Below are 21,336 nucleotides of genomic sequence, written 5' to 3' on the forward strand. Positions count from 1 at the left end.
GGGTGGTCCACTAGGTGTATTTAGTTAGCTGAGTCAGGAGAGCCGGATGTTAAAGCGTGAAATGAACATTGCCGATTATGATGCAGATCTATGGCGTGCAATGGAGCAAGAAGTGGTGCGCCAGGAAGAGCACATCGAGCTGATTGCGTCTGAGAACTATACCAGCCCGCGTGTTATGCAGGCGCAGGGTTCCCAGTTGACGAACAAATATGCTGAAGGTTATCCGGGCAAGCGTTACTACGGTGGCTGTGAGTATGTCGATGTGGTTGAGCAACTGGCTATCGACCGCGCGAAAGAGCTGTTTGGCGCAGATTATGCCAACGTTCAGCCGCACTCAGGCTCACAGGCTAACGTTGCGGTTTATTCCGCGCTGCTGAAGCCCGGCGATACCGTATTGGGTATGAATCTGGCCCATGGCGGCCACCTGACTCACGGCTCCCCGGTAAACTTCTCCGGTAAACTGTACAACATCGTTCCTTACGGCATCGATGAATCTGGCAAGATCGACTATGACGACATGGCGCGTCAGGCTGAACTGCATAAACCAAAAATGATCATCGGCGGCTTCTCTGCCTATTCCGGTATCGTTGATTGGGCAAAAATGCGTGAAATCGCTGATAGCATCGGCGCGTGGCTGTTTGTAGATATGGCTCACGTGGCAGGTCTGGTTGCTGCGGGCGTTTACCCTAACCCGGTTCCTCACGCGCACATCGTCACCACGACCACTCACAAAACTCTGGCTGGCCCACGCGGCGGTCTGATTTTGGCGAAAGGCGGCGACGAAGAACTGTATAAGAAACTGAATTCTTCCGTATTCCCTGCAAATCAGGGTGGCCCGTTGATGCACGTTATCGCCGGTAAAGCCGTAGCGCTGAAAGAAGCAATGGAGCCTGAATTCAAGGTTTACCAGCAGCAGGTTGCCAAAAACGCGAAAGCGATGGTTTCTGTCTTCCTGGATCGCGGCTACAAAGTGGTTTCTGGCGGTACTGAAAACCACCTTTTCCTGCTGGATTTGGTGGACAAAGATATCACCGGTAAAGATGCGGATGCCGCTTTGGGTCGTGCCAATATCACCGTGAACAAAAACAGCGTGCCTAACGATCCTAAGAGCCCGTTTGTGACTTCCGGCGTGCGTATTGGTTCCCCGGCTATCACGCGTCGCGGTTTCAAAGAAGCGGAATCCATCGAGCTGGCTGGCTGGATGTGTGATGTGTTGGATAACATCAACGACGAAGCGACTATCGAACGTACTAAACAGAAAGTTCTGGAAATTTGCGCCCGTTTCCCGGTTTATGCATAATTTCTGCGAGTTTATATAGTTGTTATCAAACCCGCTTCGGCGGGTTTTTTTTCATCAAATATCCGGTAATGAATAAAGCGGAAACGCCAGATAAAAGAGAATTTCTTCACTCGTGATGTGAGGTAGCTTGCAAACTATTTGTTTGGATGATTACCCGGTTGCTAGCGAAGAAGGGCTCTGTCACAGTATCTGGCTGACTCCGGAGGAATTATGGTATTGCAATCAACGCGCTGGCTGGCGCTCAGTTATTTCACCTACTTCTTTTCTTACGGTATTTTCCTGCCTTTTTGGAGTGTGTGGTTACAAGGCGAAGGTATTCCGCCGGAAACCATCGGTATCTTGTTAGGCGCTGGTCTGGTTTCTCGTTTCCTCGGCAGTTTAATTATTGCCCCTAGCGTGAAAAACCCCTCCCATCTGGTTACTGCACTAAGAATTCTGGCTTTGCTGACGCTGGCATTTGCCATCGGTTTTTGGTTTGGCAGTGGCTGGGCGTGGCTGATGATAGTCATTGCCGGTTTTAACCTGTTTTTCGGCCCGCTGGTTCCTTTGACCGATGCGCTGGCTGCGACCTGGCAAAAACAGATCTCAATGGATTATGGCAAGGTGCGTCTGTGGGGATCGCTGGCGTTTGTCATTGGTTCAGCGTTGACCGGCAAACTGGTATCTGTTTGGGGACATAACGCGATTCTTTACAGCCTGACCGTCGCGGTAGCGGCGATGCTGCTGGGCGTCTTATTACGCCCAAATGTAATGCCTAAAGGCGAGATTCGTAGCAATGTATTACCGGCGACCAAGTGGAAAATTTTACTGTCTGAAGGGCCGGTCTGGCGATTTTTGCTGTGCGTGACGCTGCTGCAAGGCGCTCATGCGGGTTACTACAGCTTTAGCGCAATTTACTGGAAAGAAGCCGGTTATTCGGCGGCGACTATCGGTTATCTGTGGTCGCTGGGCGTGGTGGCCGAGATTTTGGTCTTCGCTTTCAGTAATGTGCTATTCCGCCGCTGGACGGCGCGCGGCCTGCTGCTGCTTTCCGCTATCAGCGGGATAATTCGCTGGAGTCTGATGGCATCGACTACCGAGCTGCACTGGCTGTTGCTGATTCAGATTTTGCACTGCGGCTCCTTTACCGTTTGCCACCTGGCAGCAATGCGCTTTATCGCCGCTCGCCGTGGCGCGGATGTTATTCGTCTGCAATCCGTTTACTCTGGCTTGGCGATGGGAGGAGGGATTGCGGTGATGACGGTGATTTCCGGCTTCCTGTTCGAACATATTCAGGGCGGTGTATTCTGGGTGATGGCGCTGGTGGCTGTACCGGCTCTATTTATTCGGCCAGCAGTGGTAGCGAATCCAGAAGACCTGGCGGATTAAGGCGTTTCCAGCCAACGACGAATAGCGATCTGATCTGCTTTTGTTAACGGTAAAAGCACCTGAATTAACGGCGGCGTTGACTCGGGTGTTTCTCGTTTATAGGGAGAAATCACTAGATTGGCACCGGGCGGTGCGCCAGATTTTAGGTATTCAGAATAAGATAAGTATTTGATATAGAGTGGTAGTAGCGTTAGCTCACGCAGTTGCTGTTCTACTCGGTGCTCCAACTCCGGGTTCCCGTTGGTCAGTAGTAAAATCTGTTTTTCTTGTAACGCATTGCCCTGCATCAGCCATGCACCAAAGCTAATGGCAATCAGCCCTAGCTCATCGGCCGAAAATTCAATCTGGTATTCCCGTTCAAAATCGATTAAAGCTTCGCGAGTCGTCCGTAACAAGCGGGGATATTTGCTGCTGATTTCATCCAGTAAAATATTATCCACACCAATATGAAAGCGGCAGCGCTCGATTGCCGGAGCCAAATGAGCAAATAGCTGGCTGATTAACTCATCGTCACTGCTGAATTCCATTCCGGAAATCTGTTGAAAACGTCCAATCAATCGATGAATGGAATCCATCAGGCGAACATCTTCCGGAGAATGGTTGCTGCTGTAGCTATGCGCTTTAATCATGGTCAACGTCAGGATAAACACATCCCTTTCGCTGCTGGCTAAGGGGCGGGAAAGCTGATTATTCAGTGTGCAAAACAGGCTCTCGGCGGCGGTCAGTTCTACCTTTTGGCTCAACCACGTCACCTGCTGCTGCTCTAACTGCGGGTAGTTTTGTTGCTGATTTTCCCAAACCGCGTAGGCCAGATAAATCTGCAAAAAATAGCGGTCACGTTCGTCCAGCGGGCGAGGTAGAAGCTGTTCACATTGTTCCACGATATCTTGTAGCGGCGGTAATACGGCATTTTCACTTTGCCATTGCAGCGCCTGATGTAACGCTGGCACAAAGTTTTTATCGATAAACTCGGGACAATAGCGTAGCCCTCGGCGTAGCCAATGAATCAGACACAGCCGTTTATTTAGTAACGTTCCTTGTAGTTGGCAGTCCTCAGCCGGATTGGTACGAATATCCAGGTGATAGAAACGCTGGATTTCGTTCGCCACCTCAGCTATATCTTGCCGGGTGGTCGGAAGCCCGACGCCATTTAATTGACTGATAGTCTCCAGTTTTACCGGCAATGTCGGAGTAAACAGCAGCAATAACGCATGACAACGGCGCTGTTGACCGGAGAGCTCAGGCACTGGTGTAGTGTCTAGGCTCATAAAACCTTCCGAAGTAAGTTTGATTGGTATTATCACGCTAAGCATAGCAAAAGTGGGAAAACCAGCGCGCTCGCCGCAATAGCTTTTACATCGGGTTACAACTTACATCACAATAATTGCTGTAAATCCAAGGGTTGATAGATGTTCAATGTGTTATGTTATAACAATTATGCGTCGTACAAATATATTTGGGGACTATTTATTGGCGTGGCAGTTTTACTGTATAGCCCCTCAGGGCTAGCGCATCCGCACAGTTTTATCGAGATGGAAACCACTTTTGTGGTGGATGACCAGAAACTGACCGGTATGAAAATGGTCTGGACGATGGATGAAATTACCTCCGCCGATCTACTTTATGACGCAGAAAATGCCAAAAGTGACTCGGAAATCTGGAAGAAACTGGCGGCGGAAGTCATGGCTAACGTCTTGGGGCAGCACTATTTCACCGATATTTACCGCGATGGAAAGCCGGTGAAATACCTGAATTTACCGACGGAATACCATTTGTCCCGCAAAGGACATCGGGCGGTATTGGCATTCGTGATGCCTTTAGCCGATCCGCAGCCGATGGTCGGTAAGCCTTTTATAATTTCGACTTACGATCCAACGTATTTTGTCGACATGACTTACCCGGATCAGGCCGCAATTCATTTACCAGATGAATGGACTAAGCGTTGTCAGGCCACTTTATTTACCCCAAATCCGGACGCATCGTTACAGGCCTACGCCTTGTCGCTAGATAAGGAAGACTCCCCTGGGGAAGATATGGCTTTAGGAAAACAATTTGCCCAACGGATAACTCTACAATGTCAGTAAGTTTTACCCCGGCAACCCGCCGTCAGAAACACTGGTTCGTTCATCTTTGGCCTTTGGCATTGTTCCTGTTGTGTTTGGCGCTGGCGGCGCAATTGGCTTGGTCGTACTGGCCTGAGTTGCTGTTTAAAAGCGTGGTATGGCAAAAAACCATGCACCAGCAAATGGCGCAGCTACTGCAACAGGTAAAAGCAAATCCGCATCAAACGGGATTGGGGCTGATGTTTTTCAGCCTGATTTATGGTGTGTTGCATGCGGTTGGCCCCGGTCACGGAAAAGTGGTGATTGTCACTTATCTGGCTACGCATCCCGCGCGGCTGAAAAGTAGCCTGAAACTGACTTTTCTAGCCTCGCTATTACAGGGCGGAGTGGCAATAGCTTTGGTCTCGCTGATATTAGGCGTGTTCCAATTATCCTCCCGTTATTTGCATCAAAGCAGCTACTGGATGGAAAAGGGCAGCTTTTTACTGGTTATCCTGTTGGGATTGTTACTGTGTTTCCGCGCATTAAAGCGGCTTTATCACCAAATCACTCTACTCAAGCCGAAGAAAATCACTATCCAGCGTCTGCAACCTTTACCGGCCGATCATGTACATAGTGAAAACTGCGGCTGCGGGCATCGTCATCTTCCCAGCGATGAGGAATTGCAGGCGGGTAACGATTGGCGAACCCGTTTGGCGGTGATACTGGCGATGGGAATGCGACCCTGTTCCGGGGCGATTATGGTTTTGCTGTTTGCCAAAGTCATCGGGGTATATGTTTGGGGAATAGCGTCGGCGCTGGCAATGGCGCTAGGAACTTCACTAACCATTTCGCTGCTGGCGCTGTTTGTTCACTACGCCCGTCAGTTAGCGGTACGTTTGAGTCGGGATCGCGCACCGGCGGCGTGGGGCTCCCTCGCCTGGGCCACTTTAGCATTGGCCGGAGGAATCATTTTACTCTTCGCGGGAGTATTGCTTTATCTTTCCAGTCAGCCGTCCATGATGGGAGGCGTTCGTCCATTTGGCCGCTGAATTTCAACCATAAAAAATGCCAGTCAGCGTCAACCGACTGGCATTGCAATTCGGACTGGAGGCTGAAAATTAACGCTTCAGCGCTTCACTCAATTCATCGTTCATTGCCTGCAACATAGATTTCACTACGCGCGGATTACCGGCAACAATGTTACCAGAGCTGAAATGGTTATGGCCGCCAACGAAGTCGGTCACGATACCACCCGCTTCACGAACCAGCAGTTCGCCACCAGCGAAATCCCAAGGCTTCAGGCCAATTTCGAAGAAACCGTCTACGCGGCCAGCGGCAACGTAAGCCAGATCCAGCGCGGCAGAACCCGTGCGACGAATATCAGCACATTGGGTAAACAGCTTACCTAACACATTAATGTAGGCCGGTGCGTGTTGTTTCACTTTGAACGGGAAACCGGTAGCCAGAATAGTGCCATCCAGCTCTTTCGCGTTAGTACCGCGCAGGCGGTAACCGTTCAGCTGAGCGCCTTGACCGCGAGTTGCGGTGAACAGTTCATTACGCATTGGATCGTAAACCACTGCCACTTCAGTGCGGCCTTTGATGCGTACAGCAATGGAAACAGCGAAATGTGGGAAACGTTTGATGAAGTTTGAGGTGCCATCCAGTGGATCGATAACCCATTGAGTTTCGTACTCTTCACCAAGTAATTCACCACATTCTTCACTGATAATGGTGTGTTTTGGATAAGATTTACGGATAACGTCAATGATCAGATGTTCTGCATCACGGTCAACGTTAGTAACAAAGTCATTACTGCCTTTCTGGCTCGCTTCGACAGCGTCCGGGGTTTCATAATTTTTGGCAATCAGGTTACCGGCCTTACGCGCAGCGCGTATGGCGATAGTCAGCATCGGATGCATGGGTATCTTCCAACTAGGATGTTAAAGAACGAGAAACGGCGCGTAGTATAGCAGGGGATCTGATAAATGCCTACGCTTGTGTTAAGATGTTGCGATTCCCCGCTACCCTCAGAGTTTGTATGTTGCACAATATTCGCATTGTTTTGGTTGAAACTTCTCACACCGGAAACATGGGCTCTACTGCCAGAGCCATGAAAACCATGGGATTAACTAATTTGTATTTGGTCAATCCATTGGTAAAACCTGATTCTCAGGCCATCGCGCTGTCTGCGGGTGCCAGCGATGTTATCGGCAATGCCACCATCGTTGACACGCTAGATGAGGCTCTGGCCGGTTGCAGCCTGGTCGTTGGCACTAGTGCTCGCTCTCGCACGTTGCCGTGGCCGATGCTAGAACCGCGCGAATGCGGCGTTCGCAGCGCACGTGAAGCCGAACATGCACCAGTGGCGCTGGTGTTTGGCCGTGAACGCGTGGGGCTGACTAACGATGAACTACAGAAATGTCATTACCACGTGGCGATCCCGGCAAATCCAGAATACAGCTCGCTGAATCTGGCGATGGCCGTGCAGATTCTGGCTTATGAAGTTCGAGTGGCATTCCTCGATCGTCAGGCAGAAATCGCACCTAAGCAGGAAGAGGAAGAAGCGCCTTATCCACTGGTAGACGACCTGGAGCGTTTTTACCAGCATCTGGAGCAGGTTTTATCCCACACCGGCTTTATTCGTCAGGCACATCCGGGGCAGATTATGAGCAAATTACGCCGTCTGTTTACCCGCGCCAGACCGGAAACACAAGAGCTTAATATCCTACGTGGAATGCTGACTTCGATCGAAAAACAGGATAAACATCAGAAAAGTGCCAATAACGCCAAAATGGCGAAAGATAAAGAATAGTCATATATATCATGTTGATATATGACTGTTTGGCACAAATATATAAGGATGACGAGGCATAAAATACTTGAGTGAATTACTAGGTTAAATAGTTGACTAAAACACTCAAGAATGGCAGACTTCTAGCTCGTTTCACCAACAGGTAATTTTAAGCTATGAGACTGACATCCAAAGGTCGTTATGCCGTGACCGCCATGCTTGACGTGGCATTACATTCCCAGGACGGGCCAGTACCTCTGGCAGATATTTCTGAACGTCAAGGAATCTCGTTATCTTATCTGGAACAACTCTTTTCACGTCTGCGCAAGAATGGCCTGGTTGCCAGCGTACGTGGTCCGGGCGGCGGTTACCTGCTGGGTAAAGACGCTGGCCAGATCGCCGTAGGCGCGGTCATTACTGCCGTAGACGAATCTGTCGATGCAACCCGTTGTCAGGGTAAAGAAGGCTGCCAGGGTGGCGATCGTTGCCTGACCCATACGCTGTGGCGCGATTTGAGCGAGCGTATCAGCAGCTTCCTGAACAACATTACATTGGCGGAACTGGTTAATAATCAAGATATTTTGGAAGTAGCGGATCGTCAGAACAACGATACGCGTCGTACGGCCAACGGCCGACCGCAAGAGACGATTAACGTCAATCTGCGCGCATAAGCAGAGTCTGCGGGATCTTCAGTTTTTGGAAGTGATGTACGGAGCATAAGAGCAATGACCGAATCAAAAGTAAAAACGCCGATCTATCTGGATTATTCAGCCACAACGCCAGTTGATCCGCGTGTTGCTGAAAAGATGATGCAGTATTTGACTTTGGACGGTATCTTCGGCAACCCGGCCTCCCGCTCCCACCGTTTTGGGTGGCAGGCAGAGGAAGCCGTTGATATCGCACGTAACGACATCGCCGCGCTAGTCGGTGCTGACCCACGTGAAATTGTGTTCACTTCGGGTGCGACAGAATCAAACAACCTTGCTATTAAAGGTGCCGCCAACTTCTATCAGAAGAAAGGCAAGCACATCATCACCTGTAAAACCGAACATAAAGCTGTGCTGGATACCTGCCGTCAGTTGGAGCGTGAAGGTTTCGAAGTGACCTACCTGGCACCGCAAAGCAACGGTATTATCGATCTCAAACAGCTTGAAGCTGCGATGCGTGAGGACACCATTTTGGTTTCCATCATGCATGTGAATAATGAAATCGGTGTGGTGCAGGATATAGCTGCTATTGGTGAAATGTGCCGTAGCCGCGGGATCATTTTCCACGTCGATGCGACTCAAAGCGTAGGCAAACTGCCTATCGATCTGAGCAAACTGAAAGTGGATCTGATGTCCTTCTCTGCCCATAAAATCTATGGTCCGATGGGCATTGGCGCACTGTTTGTTCGCCGTAAACCGCGTATTCGTATTGAAGCACAGCAGCACGGCGGCGGTCACGAGCGCGGTATGCGTTCCGGCACTTTGCCTGTGCACCAAATTGTTGGCATGGGTGAAGCTTACCGTATTGCCAAAGAAGAGATGGAAAGCGAATCTAAGCGTTTATCCTCACTGCGTAAGCGTCTGTGGGATGGCCTGAAAGATATCGAAGAAGTTTACCTGAACGGCGATTTAGAGAATGGCGCACCTAACATTCTTAACGTCAGCTTCAACTACGTTGAAGGTGAATCGCTGATTATGGCGCTGAAAGACTTGGCCGTTTCTTCAGGTTCAGCCTGTACCTCCGCAAGTCTGGAACCTTCTTACGTGCTACGCGCGCTGGGCATGAGCGATGAGCTGGCACACAGTTCCATCCGTTTCTCCCTGGGCCGTTTTACCACTGAAGAAGAGATCGACTACACCATTGCGCTGGTTCGCAAATCCATCGGTCGCCTGCGTGAACTGTCTCCACTGTGGGACATGTTCAAGCAGGGCGTGGATATCAACAGCATCGAATGGTCACATCACTAATTCCAGACTTTCAGATTCAGGAGCACTCAAATGGCTTATAGCGAAAAAGTAATAGATCATTACGAAAACCCACGTAACGTTGGTTCTTTCGATAACGAAGATCCAACCGTTGGTAGCGGCATGGTCGGCGCGCCGGCCTGTGGTGATGTGATGAAATTGCAGATCAAAGTTAACGAAGCCGGGATTATCGAAGACGCCCGCTTTAAAACTTACGGCTGCGGTTCCGCCATTGCTTCCAGCTCGCTGGTGACCGAATGGATGAAAGGCAAGTCTCTCGATCAGGCTGAAGCGATCAAAAACACGCAAATCGCTGAAGAACTGGAGTTACCGCCGGTTAAAATCCACTGCTCAATTCTGGCTGAAGATGCCATTAAAGCAGCGATCGCCGACTACAAAAGCAAACATAACGCTAAGTAGTTGTAAATCAGTATAAATAACCTGTCTGTGGTTAGGGCAGGTTCTCAGAAATGAGGTTGTTGTATGTCGATATCTATCAGCGACAGTGCTGCGCAACGTGTCAGCGCCTTCTTGGAACACCGTGGTAAAGGTTTGGGTTTGCGCCTGGGCGTAAGAACCTCCGGCTGCTCCGGTATGGCGTATGTACTAGAATTTGTTGACGAAATGAACGATGACGATATCGTTTTTGAAGACAAAGGCGTGAAAGTGATCATCGACGGTAAAAGCATGGTCTATCTGGACGGTACCGAACTGGATTTCGTCAAAGAAGGGCTGAACGAAGGCTTTAAGTTCAACAATCCAAACGTTTCCGGTGAATGCGGATGCGGTGAAAGTTTTAACGTTTAATCGTTAGTTTTTGCCTTATATCGTAGCGCTATACTGACGTTTGCTGATTTATCTGGCTCTCTTCCATGCCGCTGAGGCGGGAAGGGAGCTGCATAAACCCCTCACTCAGCCACACGACAACTTCCGAGCATGCTATGGATTACTTCACTTTATTCGGGCTGCCGGCTCGCTATCTCGTAGACGCCAGCCAACTCACTTCCCGCTATCAGGAATTGCAACGCCAGTTCCATCCGGATCGCTTTGCCAGCCAGCCAGAACGCGAGCGTTTGCTGGCTTTGCAGCAGGCTGCGACGATCAATGACGCCTATCAAACCCTCAAGCATCCGTTAAAACGCGCAGAGTATATGTTATCTTTGCAGGGTTTTGATTTGAGCAATGAACAGCACACCCTGCGTGATACCGCGTTTCTGATGGAACAATTGGAACTGCGGGAAGAGCTTGATGCCATTGAACGTCAGGCCGATGCCGAAAGCGCATTAGCGGCTTTTAACGCGCGTTTGGCGGTAATGACACAAAAACGTAGCGAGCAAATGGTGCAGGAACTGGATAACCAGCAATGGATCAATGCGGCGGATACTGTGCGAAAATTACGTTTTCTGGACAAGTTACAGCAGCAGGTTGAGCAGTTGGAAGAACGTCTGTTTGACGATTTTGCCTAAGAGTCAGGCCGCGGTTAGCAGGCTTGTGCCCTGAACTGTTAATCTCATGCTTATGATAGTGAACGACCAAACGTATCTTTTAAAGAATCCCTGAATAGGCTGAACATGCCTAAAAAAGCAGGGCGTTGGCGTTTCGCTTGAGAAATTTTTGTCATTTATACCCAATAGATTACCCGCTGTCGTTTTACCCTGCGGCAGCCTGCAAGTTAAAGGGTATAGATTCATGATTGATGGAAGCTCAACATGGCCTTATTACAAATTAGTGAGCCTGGTTTAACCGCGGCGCCGCACCAACGTCGGCTGGCCGCAGGTATCGATTTAGGTACTACCAATTCCCTGGTTGCTACGGTGCGCAGCGGTAAAGCGCAAACCCTGGCGGATAGTCAGAACCGAGATTTGTTACCCTCCGTGGTGCACTATCAGCGCGAAGGCATTGATATCGGTTGGGAGGCACGTCAGCAGGCGGCGCAGGACCCAGCCAATACCATCAGTTCCGTCAAACGAATGATGGGACGTTCGCTAGCGGATATTCAGCAGCGTTATCCTAATCTGCCTTACTCCTTCCAGCCGAGTGAAAACGGCCTGCCGATGATCCAAACTGCGGTGGGGCTGGTCAATCCGGTTCAGGTCTCAGCCGATATCCTCAAGGCTTTGTCGCAGCGTGCGCAGGAGGCCTTAGAAGGCCAGCTCGACGGTGTTGTTATCACCGTACCAGCCTATTTTGATGATGCGCAACGTCAAGGTACGAAAGATGCGGCGCGTCTCGCAGGTTTACACGTTTTACGCTTGCTTAACGAACCTACCGCAGCGGCGATTGCCTACGGTTTGGATTCCGGTCAGGAAGGTGTGATTGCGGTTTACGATCTGGGTGGTGGAACCTTTGATATTTCTATTCTGCGCCTGAGTCGTGGGGTATTTGAAGTGCTGGCAACCGGCGGGGATTCTGCGCTGGGCGGCGATGACTTTGATCATCTGTTGGCTGACTGGTTACGTGAGCAGGCTGGAATTTCCTCCCGCGACGATCACGGTGTGCAGCGGCAATTGCTGGATGCGGCGATTACGGCGAAAATTGCTCTGAGTGATGCTGACGTAGCGGAAGTGAGCGTAGCAGGCTGGAAAGGGGAAATTACCCGTCAACAGTTTGAAGCGCTGATTGCTACGCTAGTTAAACGCACGTTAATGGCTTGCCGTCGTACTCTAAAAGACGCCGGTGTCAGCGCTCATGAAGTGCTGGAAGTGGTGATGGTCGGCGGCTCAACGCGCGTGCCTTTGGTTCGCGAGCAGGTTGGGCAGTTCTTCGGTCGCACGCCGCTGACGTCCATCGATCCCGATAAAGTAGTCGCCATCGGCGCAGCTATTCAGGCTGATATTCTGGTGGGCAATAAACCAGACAGCGATATGCTGCTGTTGGATGTTATTCCGCTGTCGCTGGGGTTGGAAACCATGGGCGGTTTGGTGGAAAAAGTGATTCCACGTAATACCACCATTCCGGTTGCTCGGGCGCAGGAATTCACCACCTTTAAAGACGGCCAAAGCGCAATGATGATTCACGTGCTGCAAGGTGAGCGAGAGCTGGTACAGGATTGTCGTTCGCTGGCTCGATTTACTCTGCGTGGCTTACCGCCGCTGCCGGCCGGCGGCGCGCACATTCGCGTGACTTTTCAGGTTGATGCCGATGGTTTGCTAAGCGTGACGGCGATGGAAAAATCCACCGGCGTAGAAGCTTCAATTCAGGTTAAGCCGTCCTATGGGTTATCTGATGACGAAATTGCCACGATGATCAAAGATTCCATGGCGAACGCGAAGCAAGACATTAATGCGAGAAAACTGGCGGAACAACAAGTCGATGCATCACGGGTGCTGGAAAGTTTGCAGGGCGCACTGGCGGAAGATGCCGCATTGCTGAGCGAACAGGAAAGCGCGGCGATTGCGCAGGCCGTGGAAGTCTTGCAGCAAAGCAGGCAGGGCAGCGACCCGGCGGCGATTGAAGCCGCAATCAAATCGTTAGATGCACAAACGCAAAACTTTGCCGCGCGTCGGATGGATGCCTCTATCCGTCGTGCTTTGGCTGGCCATTCTGTGGATGAGGTTTAATCATGCCTAAAATAGTATTTCTTCCGAATAAAGACCATTGTCCGGATGGTGCCGTATTTGAAGCGCGTCAAGGTGAAACAATTTTGGACGTTGCTCTGCGTAACGGAATTGATATCGAGCACGCCTGTGAAATGTCCTGCGCCTGTACTACCTGCCATTGCGTAGTGCGTGAGGGCTTTGATTCCCTGAATGAAAGCACCGAACTGGAAGACGACATGCTGGATAAAGCCTGGGGACTGGAGCCGGAAAGTCGTCTGAGCTGTCAGGCTCGAGTGGCTGATGAAGATCTGGTGGTTGAAATTCCTCGCTACACCGTCAACCACGCTCGCGAGCACTAATGGATATTATTCGTCGATCCGCTTTGGGCGGCGGCGGATAAAGGAGAAACGAATGAGTTTAACATGGCAAGACACGCGGGAAATCGGTGAAGCGCTGTACGATCAGTTTCCCGATCTCGATCCCAAAACGGTGCGTTTTACCGATATGCATCAGTGGATTTGCGATCTGGAAGAGTTTGATGACGATCCGGCGCGATCAAATGAAAAAGTGCTGGAAGCGATCTTACTAGTCTGGTTAGATGAGTTCGAGTAAATATCTCTGGGGTCGCGTTGGCGGCCCCGTTTCTTTTTGATAAAACTGTTTCCTATAAAAATTTTCTATAAATCTTTTCGTATCAATCGCTTTGTATTCGAGGCTGGTTTCGCAGACCAGTAACTAAGTAGCTGAAATACAGCAATAAAAGAATAACGACGAGGAAAGCTATGACTACAGAAATTATGCAAGTATCCCTATCAACCAATCCGGCAGATGCCCGCTGGGGCGAGAAAGCCCTGTTAAGTACCAACGATCAAGGTATGACTATTCACCTAACGGGCAAAGATGCTCTGGGTGTGATTCAGCGTGCAGCGCGTAAAATCGACGGACAAGGTATTAAAAAAGTGAAGCTGGCCGGTGAAGGCTGGGGTTTGGAACAAAGCTGGGCGTTTTGGCAGGGTTTCCGTGGGCCAAAAGGTGAGCGCAGCGTTGAATGGGCAGAATTGCCAGAGAACGATCGTCAGGAGCTGGAACAGCGTCTGAAAATTATTGATTGGGTACGTCACACCATCAATACCCCTGCGGAAGATCTAGGGCCGAAACAGCTGGCTAAAAACGCCATCGATCTGATGTGCAGCGTAGCCTGTGATGCTGTCAGCTACCGCATTACCGAAGGCGACGATTTACGAGAGCAAAACTATGCTGGTATTCATACCGTAGGCCGTGGTTCCGATCGTTCTCCGGTACTGCTGGCGTTGGATTTTAACCCAACCGGTAACCCTGATGCGCCGGTTATGGCTTGTCTGGTCGGTAAAGGGATTACTTTCGATTCCGGCGGTTATAGCCTAAAACAAAGCGCCTTTATGGATTCGATGAAGTCCGATATGGGCGGCGCAGCGACTCTGACCGGCGCTCTGGCATTAGCGGCAGCTCGCGGTTTGAACCAGCGTGTAAAACTGTATCTGTGCTGTGCGGATAACATGGTGAGCGGCAATGCCTTTAAGCTGGGCGATATTATTCGCTACCGTAATGGCAAAACCGTTGAAATCATGAATACCGATGCCGAAGGGCGTTTGGTATTGGCCGATGGTCTGATCGATGCATCGGAGCAAAATGCGTCGCTGATTATCGATGCAGCGACTCTGACCGGCGCGGCGAAAACCGCTCTGGGTAATGATTATCACGCTTTGTTCAGCTTCGATGATGAATTGGCGCAGGAACTGCTGGAAAGTGCGAAAAGTGAAAATGAACCGTTCTGGCGCTTACCGCTGGCCGAATTCCATCGCAACCAGCTGCCGTCCAACTTTGCCGAATTGAACAACGTTGCCGCGCCGTCTTATCCGGCCGGTGCTAGCACGGCGGCGGGCTTCCTGTCCCACTTCGTGAAAAATTATCAGCAAGGCTGGCTTCACATCGATTGCTCCGCCACTTATCGTAAAGGTGCAGTGGATCAATGGTCCGCTGGCGCAACCGGTCTGGGTGTGCGCACCGTAGCTAACCTGCTGCTGGCGAAAGCCAAATCATAGGTCGCAGCTGAAGCAGTTTTACCAAGTCTGTTTGAATAATCTGGGGCGCCTGCTGGTGCCCCTTTATCGATCTGCATGATTCCTAATTGATTGCTGTTTTGGAGTATGAAATGAGTTTTCCGCATCTTCCCTCATCTGATCATGACTATAGCCATGACCATGAAGAAAATACCGGTGAAAATGAGCTGGAGAAGCTATTAAAACTGGCGGCAAGTGAGTCTATTCACCGACCGGCCTTTTTCCGTGCCTTACTCGATGCCACCGTTTTGGTATTGGGCGATTCCGGGCAGGAAAGTCAGGACGGTGAAATGACTTTCTCCGCCGGTAATGGGGTGAATATTCTGCATTGGGAAAAACAGGGCGGCGAATTGACCATTCCTTTTTTTTCTTCGCTGGAAACTTTGCAGCAAGCGATCAGTCAATCTGAAGGCGAAAAAGAGCAGCCTTTTGTGGCGATGCCGGTACGCGTGCTGTTTGAAATGACGCAGGGAGCCAGCCTGTTTTTGAACCCGAAAACTGAATATGGCAAAGAATTCTATCCGGAAGAAGTGGCTATGCTATTGGCCAACGGTGGTGTAGCTAAACCAACGGAAATGGTGGTGGATAAAGAAACGCAGATTCTGCTTGGACAACCAGAAGAATATCCGTCGGTGATTGTTGATGCGTTAACCAAACTATTCAGCCAGCGCAAGCCGGTGCGCCGAGCATTTCTGGCGTTAATGCATGATAAAAGCGTGGATGAGAAACCGAATTTGCTGATCGGGCTGGAAGTGGATGGTTCAGAAGAAGAAATTGAAATTCTGATTCAGGAAGCCGGTCATATTGCCAGCGAGCACGCGCCAGACGATAGCCCGGTTGATTTTTGCGTGGTATCGGAAAAAGAACGAGGCGTTAGCCATTATTTGACTACGCATACGCAGCCTTTCTACCAACGGAAATGGGGCAGTTGGCTGCGAAATAGCATTCCTTCATCAGGGCAGGCGTAATTTATACTGGACGGAAGCCGCTGAGTTTCCGTCCTATTCTTCGTATTTATCATTACTTCGAAACGATTTCTTCAACTTTTCCTTCACTCTTTGTCCTCAAGTGACTAAATCCCGTAAACATCCCTTTCCTTTTTTAACTTTAATAAGATAATAGCGCCTATGTGCGATGGCTTATTCGCTCTCTCAGCCAGGGAAAAACAGAATGAATCCATACCCTAAGAAGGTATTTCAGTCAGGCAAGAAAATTTGTCAGGGAATGATGTTGGCCGGCGCGGTATTACTGATGGCGGCCTGTGATGAGGGCGATAAAACATCCGCCGTCGCCAATGCCAAACAGACTAACGCGGCTGCCGTTGTACCCGCTGCCGCCAAAAAAACCGATGCCGCCTCGCTGGCGGAAATGGCCAAGCGTTTTGCCGGTAAGCCTTTGACACTGCTTGATGCTTCAGAGCTTCAGCTAGACGGTGCCAGCGGAATGGTATTGACCTTCTCCGTTCCTCTCGATCCCAATCAGGATTTTGGTGCGCAGGTGCATTTGGTCGATACCCAAAGCGGGAAAATCGACGGTGCCTGGGAGCTGTCAGACAATCTGACCGAGTTGCGTTTACGGCATTTACTGCCGGAACGTAAACTGCTGCTAACGCTGGACGCTGGCCTAAAAGGCATTAGCGGCCAAACGTTAACCGTACCGGAACCGCAAAAAATCACCACTCGTAGCATTAAACCGAGCGTAGGTTTTGCCAGCAAAGGTTCGCTTTTGCCAACCAAATTGGCGCAGGGCTTACCGGTAATGGCGCTGAATGTCGATCACGTTGACGTTAACTTTTTCCGCATCAAACCGGCCAATCTGGCTAATTTCATCGCGACCTGGCAGTACCGAAATTCATTCGGTACCTGGGAATCTGATGAACTGCTGAAAATGGCCGATCTGGTGTATACCGGCCGTTTCGATCTTAATCCACAGCGTAATACGCGAGAAAAAATCCTGCTGCCGCTAGGAGATATCAAGCCGTTGCAGGAAACCGGCGTTTATCTGGCGGTGATGCAACAGGCGGGACAGTACAGCTATAGCATCGCGGCCAGCATGTTTACGCTAAGCGACATTGGCGTTTCGGTACATAGCTATCGCGATCGTCTGGACGTCTTCGCTCAAGGGTTAGAGGGGGGGGCCGCGCTGAAAGACGTTGCCCTACAGCTATTGGATGAAAAAGGGCAGGTGCTGGCAGAAGGGAAAACCGATGCTCAGGGCCACGCCCAGTTAGAAAAAAATGCCAAAGGGAAACTGCTACTGGCGAGCAAAGATGGGCAAACCAGCCTGATCGATTTGGTGGCTCCGGCGCTGGATCTGGCCGAATTTGAAATCGCTGGGCCGGAAGGTTATCAAAAACAATTCTTTGCCTTTGGTCCGCGCGATCTTTACCGACCGGGTGAAACCTTGATTGTTAACGGTTTACTGCGGGATGCCGACGGGAAGCCTCTCGCCGCTCAGCCAGTTAAAGTCGACATCGTCAAGCCGGATAATCAGGTGGCCCGCAGCTTTGTCTGGCAGCCACAGGACGGCTTATACCAATACCAATATGCGATTCCGGATAGTGCGCTGACCGGGGATTGGGCGCTGCGCTTTGATTTGGGCGACAACCAGCCGCGTTTATATAAATTCAAAGTGGAAGATTTCCTGCCGGAACGCATGGCGCTGGATATTTCCACCAGTAAACAGCCGTTGAGCACCGATGCCGCGTTGGCCTTTGACGTGACCGGCCGTTATCTGTACGGCGCACCGGCGGCGGATAACCGTTTGCAAGGACAGGCATTTTTGCGTCCGCAGCGAGAGGCGCTAACCGCACTGCCCGGCTTTGAATTTGGTTCAGTGGCGGAAGAGAATCTTTCCCGAACTTTGGATGAATTTGATACCGCATTGGATAAAAACGGCGAACTGGCCGTGCAAATCGATAACAGTTGGAGCGGCGTTAAATCTCCGGTGAAAGTGATTTTACAGGCGAGTTTGCTGGAATCCGGCGGTCGTCCGGTAACCCGTCGCGCTGAGCAGGCTATTTGGCCTGCAAAAGAATTGGCGGGGATTCGTCCATTATTCAGCAAGCGAAACGTTTATGACTATGTTTCCGATAAATATCGTTCGCAAGCGATGGTGGATGTCGATAGTCAGGCCGAGTTTGAGGTGGTTTATGCCAACGCAGCCGGAGAGAAACTGGCGGCAAAAGGCCTGAAAGTTCGTTTGATCCGTGAACGCCGTGATTACTACTGGCAGTGGTCGGAAAGCGACGGCTGGATGTCGCAATACGATAAAAAAGACCTGATGCTGGACGAAAAAAATCTTGATATCGCCGCAGGCAGCAGCGGCAAAGTCAGCTTCCCGGTGGAGTGGGGGGCTTATCGGGTTGAAGTGAGCAATAGCCACAACGATTTGGTGAGTAGCACTCGTTTCTGGGCCGGTTACGATTGGCAGGACAATACCGGTGGCAGCGGCTCGGTGCGTCCGGATCAGGTAAAACTGAAGCTGGATAAACCGGCTTATCGTCCGGGTGAAAAAGTGAAATTACATGTGGAAGCGCCAGCGGCCGGTACCGGTTATTTGCTGGTGGAGTCCAGCGACGGCCCACTGTGGTGGCAGGAAGTTGCGGTGCCAGTCGGCGGTGCTGACGTTGAGGTGCCATTGAATAAGGATTGGAACCGACATGATTTGTATCTGAGCGCCACGGTTATTCGTCCGGGTGATAAAACGGTGCAATCCACGCCTAAACGTGCGGTAGGTATTCTGCATCTGCCTTTGGCAGATGAAGGGCGCAAGCTAGGTCTGACGCTGGATGCACCGGCGCGGATGCGTCCGAATGAGACACTGACGGTCAAAGTCAAAGCTAACCCAATAGACGGTAAGCTGCCGAAGAAAGTGCAGGTGCTGTTGTCCGCCGTGGATAGCGGAATTCTCAGCATTACTGATTTTGCGACGCCAGATCCTTACGATGCTTTCTTTGGGCGTAAACGTTATAGCGTCGATCAATATGATGTATACGGCCAATTGATTGAAGGTCAGGGGCGTTTGGGTAGCCTGCGTTTTGGTGGGGACGGCGATGAGGAAGACGCTCTGTCTCGCGGCGGTAAAAAACCGATAACCGAAGTGACCATTGTGGCTCAGCAGGCGCAGCCGGTGACGCTGAATGAACAAGGTGAAGGCTCTATTCAGTTAGCTATTCCGGATTTCAACGGCGAATTGCGTTTGATGGCTCAGGCATGGAGCGATGAAGATTTTGGTAAAGCCGAAAGTAAAGTGATCGTTGCCGCACCGCTGATCGCGCAGTTAGCCGCGCCGCGCTTCCTGGCGGGTGGAGACCATACCGAACTGGCGCTGGACTTAAGCAACCTGTCCGGTCATCCACAAAATTTACAGGTGAAACTCAGCGCCACTGGTCTGATCGCGTTAAACGGCGCAGGGGAACAGCAGCTTTCTCTGGCCAACGGCGAACGTAAAACTCTGCTGATTCCGGTGCAGGCTCTGAACGGTTTCGGTCAGGGGGATATTGGTTTGGTTATCAGCGGCGTTGCCCTGCCAAATGAAAATCTACCGGATTATCAACATCACTGGAAAATTGGCGTGCGACCGGCTTATCCGGCACAGACTCGCCATTTCGCCAATATTCTGCACAGCGGCGAAAGCTGGATACTACCGCCAGAGGCCACTGAAGGTCTGGAACAAGATACCCTTGAAGGCCAGTTGTTGTTAACCAGCCGACCGCCGTTAAACGTGGCGCGCTACATCAGCGAGCTGTATGCCTACCCTTATGGCTGTCTGGAGCAAACCGTTAGCGGCCTGTATCCGTCGCTGTACAGCAATTATGCCCAGTTAACTTCCATTGGCATTAAAGCCGATAGCGATGAAAAACGCCGTAAATCCATCGATACCGGCATCGAACATCTGCTGAGTATGCAAAAGGATAACGGTGGATTTGCGCTGTGGGACAAACAGGGTTGGGAAGAACATTGGCTGACGGCCTATGCCACCGATTTCCTGTTCCGAGCTAGCCAGCAGGGTTACAGCGTGCCAGCCAGCGCGCTGACGGCGGCCAATAATCGTTTACTGCGTTATTTGCAGGATCCAAGCCAAATTGAGATGCGCTACAGCTCCAATGATCTGCATTCACGCTTTGCGGTACAAGCTTACGCTGGGCTGGTTTTAGCTTCGCAGCAGAAAGCGCCTCTGGGTGCGCTACGTCAGTTGGCCAACCGCAGTAAAGACGCCCGCACCGGCTTACCATTGGTGCAATTGGGTATCGCGCTGAAAATGATGGGTGATATGCCTCGAGCCGAAGTCCTGCTGACGCAGGGGATGACGACGACACGCGCTAAAACCGATTATTGGTTGGGAGATTACGGCAGTGAAATTCGTGACAATGCTTTGATTCTCTCATTGTTAACGGAAAACAACCTATTGCCGCAGCAGCGTGATAGCCGGTTGCTGTCGTTGTCTGAGCAACTCACTGGAAAGCGTTATTTATCGACGCAGGAAAGCAACGCGGTATATCTGGCCGGACGCACTTTAATTAGCGCCAATGAAACGCCGTGGCAGATCGCTTTCGCGACAAATCACGCGGAAGGGGCGGCAGAAACTCATGACAAACCGCTTAGCCAGAATTGGTCTGCTAAGCAGCTGACCGAAGGTTTGGCGCTACAGAATCCGGGGAGCGCGGCAGTTTATAGCCGATTAGATTTAGTAGGTTATCCGCAGATGGCACCAACGCCTTCTAACAATAATCTAAGTATCACACGTACTTATCTGGATATGAACGGTCATCCGGTGGAATTGGATCAGGTTAAAAGCGGCCAGTTAATCGTGGTTTACCTGAGAGTGGGCGCTAACCAACGGGTGCCTGATGCGCTGGTGGTCGATTTACTGCCTGCCGGGTTGGAACTGGAAAACCAGAATCTGGGTGACAGCAGCGCCAGCTTGGGGGAAAGCGCCAGCGGGTTGCCGGAGCTACAGATGAATATGCAGCAGGCGACCATTAAACATCAGGAATTCCGTGACGATCGCTATGTTGCAGCCGTTGATGTCGATGGCTACAACTTCACCACGCTGCTGTATCTGGCCAGAGCGGTCACACCGGGTACCTACCTGATTCCACCGCCGCAGGTGGAATCCATGTACGTACCGGAATGGCGTGCTGTGGGTTCAACGCCAACGCAGCTACGCGTACTGAAATAAACTTTCTGGCCTCTTTGTTGCGGATTATCTGTGCAAAGGGGCCGAAATCATCGCCT

The 21,336-nt window shown here is 50.9% G+C and carries 18 protein-coding genes; 16 read left to right on the forward strand and 2 right to left on the reverse strand.

What is annotated here, in order from left to right; genetic code table 11:
• Positions 1–46: 46 nt before the first annotated feature.
• Positions 47–1,300: a serine hydroxymethyltransferase gene (gene glyA / locus PL78_RS15440; protein WP_064516837.1), complete on the forward strand. Its 1,254-nt coding sequence runs from the start codon at positions 47–49 to the stop codon at positions 1,298–1,300.
• Positions 1,301–1,510: 210 nt separating this feature from the next.
• Positions 1,511–2,668, forward strand: coding sequence for a 3-phenylpropionate MFS transporter (locus PL78_RS15445; RefSeq protein ID WP_064516839.1), 1,158 nt, complete (start codon positions 1,511–1,513; stop codon positions 2,666–2,668).
• Here PL78_RS15445 and csiE read toward each other — a convergent pair.
• The gene (gene csiE / locus PL78_RS15450; RefSeq protein ID WP_064516841.1) at positions 2,665–3,936 is read right to left on the reverse strand and encodes a stationary phase inducible protein CsiE; all 1,272 of its coding nucleotides are present in this window, start codon (positions 3,934–3,936) and stop codon (positions 2,665–2,667) included. The two genes, PL78_RS15445 and csiE, sit on opposite strands and share 4 nt — an antisense overlap.
• Before the next feature lie 141 nt (positions 3,937–4,077).
• Here csiE and PL78_RS15455 point away from each other — a divergent pair, with 141 nt between their 5' ends.
• Complete coding sequence (locus tag PL78_RS15455; protein WP_064516843.1) at positions 4,078–4,752, forward strand: DUF1007 family protein; 675 nt, start codon at positions 4,078–4,080, stop codon at positions 4,750–4,752.
• Positions 4,743–5,762 carry a nickel/cobalt transporter gene (locus tag PL78_RS15460; RefSeq protein WP_064516845.1) on the forward strand — a complete coding sequence of 340 codons (1,020 nt, stop codon included), beginning with the start codon at positions 4,743–4,745 and terminating at the stop codon, positions 5,760–5,762. Before PL78_RS15455 ends, PL78_RS15460 begins: the two co-directional genes overlap by 10 nt.
• A 69-nt stretch (positions 5,763–5,831) precedes the next feature.
• On the opposite strand, the gene suhB is transcribed toward PL78_RS15460, so the two are convergent.
• Positions 5,832–6,635 (reverse strand): inositol-1-monophosphatase, encoded by an 804-nt coding sequence (gene suhB / locus PL78_RS15465; RefSeq protein WP_064516847.1) that lies wholly within the window; start codon positions 6,633–6,635, stop codon positions 5,832–5,834.
• A 119-nt stretch (positions 6,636–6,754) separates the two neighbouring features.
• Between suhB and trmJ the strand changes: the two genes are divergently transcribed.
• The 12 genes from trmJ (at position 6,755) to PL78_RS15525 (ending at position 21,280) form a co-directional block, all read left to right on the forward strand.
• The gene (gene trmJ, locus PL78_RS15470) at positions 6,755–7,528 is read left to right on the forward strand and encodes a tRNA (cytosine(32)/uridine(32)-2'-O)-methyltransferase TrmJ (RefSeq protein ID WP_049601751.1); all 774 of its coding nucleotides are present in this window, start codon (positions 6,755–6,757) and stop codon (positions 7,526–7,528) included.
• A 155-nt stretch (positions 7,529–7,683) separates the two neighbouring features.
• Positions 7,684–8,178: a Fe-S cluster assembly transcriptional regulator IscR gene (iscR, locus tag PL78_RS15475; RefSeq protein ID WP_049601747.1), complete on the forward strand. Its 495-nt coding sequence runs from the start codon at positions 7,684–7,686 to the stop codon at positions 8,176–8,178.
• Positions 8,179–8,232: 54 nt separating this feature from the next.
• A complete protein-coding gene (locus PL78_RS15480) occupies positions 8,233–9,462 on the forward strand; it encodes an IscS subfamily cysteine desulfurase (protein ID WP_064516849.1) in 1,230 nt (409 codons plus the stop codon).
• A gap of 30 nt (positions 9,463–9,492) precedes the next feature.
• Entirely contained in the window at positions 9,493–9,879 is a 387-nt protein-coding gene (gene iscU, locus PL78_RS15485) for a Fe-S cluster assembly scaffold IscU (protein ID WP_049601742.1), read from the forward strand.
• Between the two features lie 63 nt (positions 9,880–9,942).
• Complete coding sequence (iscA, locus tag PL78_RS15490; RefSeq protein ID WP_049601740.1) at positions 9,943–10,266, forward strand: iron-sulfur cluster assembly protein IscA; 324 nt, start codon at positions 9,943–9,945, stop codon at positions 10,264–10,266.
• A 134-nt stretch (positions 10,267–10,400) separates the two neighbouring features.
• Positions 10,401–10,925, forward strand: coding sequence for a co-chaperone HscB (gene hscB, locus PL78_RS15495; RefSeq protein ID WP_064516851.1), 525 nt, complete (start codon positions 10,401–10,403; stop codon positions 10,923–10,925).
• A 243-nt stretch (positions 10,926–11,168) separates the two neighbouring features.
• Entirely contained in the window at positions 11,169–13,019 is a 1,851-nt protein-coding gene (gene hscA, locus PL78_RS15500; protein ID WP_064516853.1) for a Fe-S protein assembly chaperone HscA, read from the forward strand.
• Positions 13,020–13,021: 2 nt separating this feature from the next.
• On the forward strand, positions 13,022–13,357 hold the full coding sequence (fdx, locus tag PL78_RS15505; protein ID WP_042525582.1) for an ISC system 2Fe-2S type ferredoxin: 336 nt from the start codon (positions 13,022–13,024) through the stop codon (positions 13,355–13,357).
• 52 nt (positions 13,358–13,409) lie between these two features.
• Entirely contained in the window at positions 13,410–13,610 is a 201-nt protein-coding gene (gene iscX / locus PL78_RS15510; protein WP_049601731.1) for a Fe-S cluster assembly protein IscX, read from the forward strand.
• 170 nt (positions 13,611–13,780) lie between these two features.
• Positions 13,781–15,079, forward strand: coding sequence for an aminopeptidase PepB (gene pepB, locus PL78_RS15515; protein ID WP_064516855.1), 1,299 nt, complete (start codon positions 13,781–13,783; stop codon positions 15,077–15,079).
• A 110-nt stretch (positions 15,080–15,189) separates the two neighbouring features.
• Positions 15,190–16,065 carry an enhanced serine sensitivity protein SseB gene (gene sseB, locus PL78_RS15520; RefSeq protein WP_064516857.1) on the forward strand — a complete coding sequence of 292 codons (876 nt, stop codon included), beginning with the start codon at positions 15,190–15,192 and terminating at the stop codon, positions 16,063–16,065.
• 202 nt (positions 16,066–16,267) lie between these two features.
• A complete protein-coding gene (locus tag PL78_RS15525; protein WP_064516859.1) occupies positions 16,268–21,280 on the forward strand; it encodes an alpha-2-macroglobulin family protein in 5,013 nt (1,670 codons plus the stop codon).
• Positions 21,281–21,336: the final 56 nt, after the last annotated feature.

The organism is Yersinia entomophaga (assembly GCF_001656035.1).
GTDB lineage: Bacteria > Pseudomonadota > Gammaproteobacteria > Enterobacterales > Enterobacteriaceae > Yersinia > Yersinia entomophaga.

Excerpts from the sequence above, each read along its gene's own strand:
- pepB (WP_064516855.1), top strand. The coding sequence starts at position 13,781 with ATGACTACAGAAATTATGCAAGTATCCCTATCAACCAATCCGGCAGAT.
- PL78_RS15525 (WP_064516859.1), top strand. The coding sequence starts at position 16,268 with ATGAATCCATACCCTAAGAAGGTATTTCAGTCAGGCAAGAAAATTTGT.
- trmJ (WP_049601751.1), top strand. The coding sequence starts at position 6,755 with ATGTTGCACAATATTCGCATTGTTTTGGTTGAAACTTCTCACACCGGA.
- iscX (WP_049601731.1), top strand. The coding sequence starts at position 13,410 with ATGAGTTTAACATGGCAAGACACGCGGGAAATCGGTGAAGCGCTGTAC.
- fdx (WP_042525582.1), top strand. The coding sequence starts at position 13,022 with ATGCCTAAAATAGTATTTCTTCCGAATAAAGACCATTGTCCGGATGGT.
- iscA (WP_049601740.1), top strand. The coding sequence starts at position 9,943 with ATGTCGATATCTATCAGCGACAGTGCTGCGCAACGTGTCAGCGCCTTC.
- PL78_RS15445 (WP_064516839.1), top strand. The coding sequence starts at position 1,511 with ATGGTATTGCAATCAACGCGCTGGCTGGCGCTCAGTTATTTCACCTAC.
- csiE (WP_064516841.1), bottom strand. The coding sequence starts at position 3,936 with ATGAGCCTAGACACTACACCAGTGCCTGAGCTCTCCGGTCAACAGCGC.
- PL78_RS15480 (WP_064516849.1), top strand. The coding sequence starts at position 8,233 with ATGACCGAATCAAAAGTAAAAACGCCGATCTATCTGGATTATTCAGCC.
- PL78_RS15460 (WP_064516845.1), top strand. The coding sequence starts at position 4,743 with ATGTCAGTAAGTTTTACCCCGGCAACCCGCCGTCAGAAACACTGGTTC.
- sseB (WP_064516857.1), top strand. The coding sequence starts at position 15,190 with ATGAGTTTTCCGCATCTTCCCTCATCTGATCATGACTATAGCCATGAC.
- hscA (WP_064516853.1), top strand. The coding sequence starts at position 11,169 with ATGGCCTTATTACAAATTAGTGAGCCTGGTTTAACCGCGGCGCCGCAC.
- iscU (WP_049601742.1), top strand. The coding sequence starts at position 9,493 with ATGGCTTATAGCGAAAAAGTAATAGATCATTACGAAAACCCACGTAAC.
- hscB (WP_064516851.1), top strand. The coding sequence starts at position 10,401 with ATGGATTACTTCACTTTATTCGGGCTGCCGGCTCGCTATCTCGTAGAC.
- suhB (WP_064516847.1), bottom strand. The coding sequence starts at position 6,635 with ATGCATCCGATGCTGACTATCGCCATACGCGCTGCGCGTAAGGCCGGT.
- PL78_RS15455 (WP_064516843.1), top strand. The coding sequence starts at position 4,078 with ATGTTCAATGTGTTATGTTATAACAATTATGCGTCGTACAAATATATT.
- iscR (WP_049601747.1), top strand. The coding sequence starts at position 7,684 with ATGAGACTGACATCCAAAGGTCGTTATGCCGTGACCGCCATGCTTGAC.
- glyA (WP_064516837.1), top strand. The coding sequence starts at position 47 with ATGTTAAAGCGTGAAATGAACATTGCCGATTATGATGCAGATCTATGG.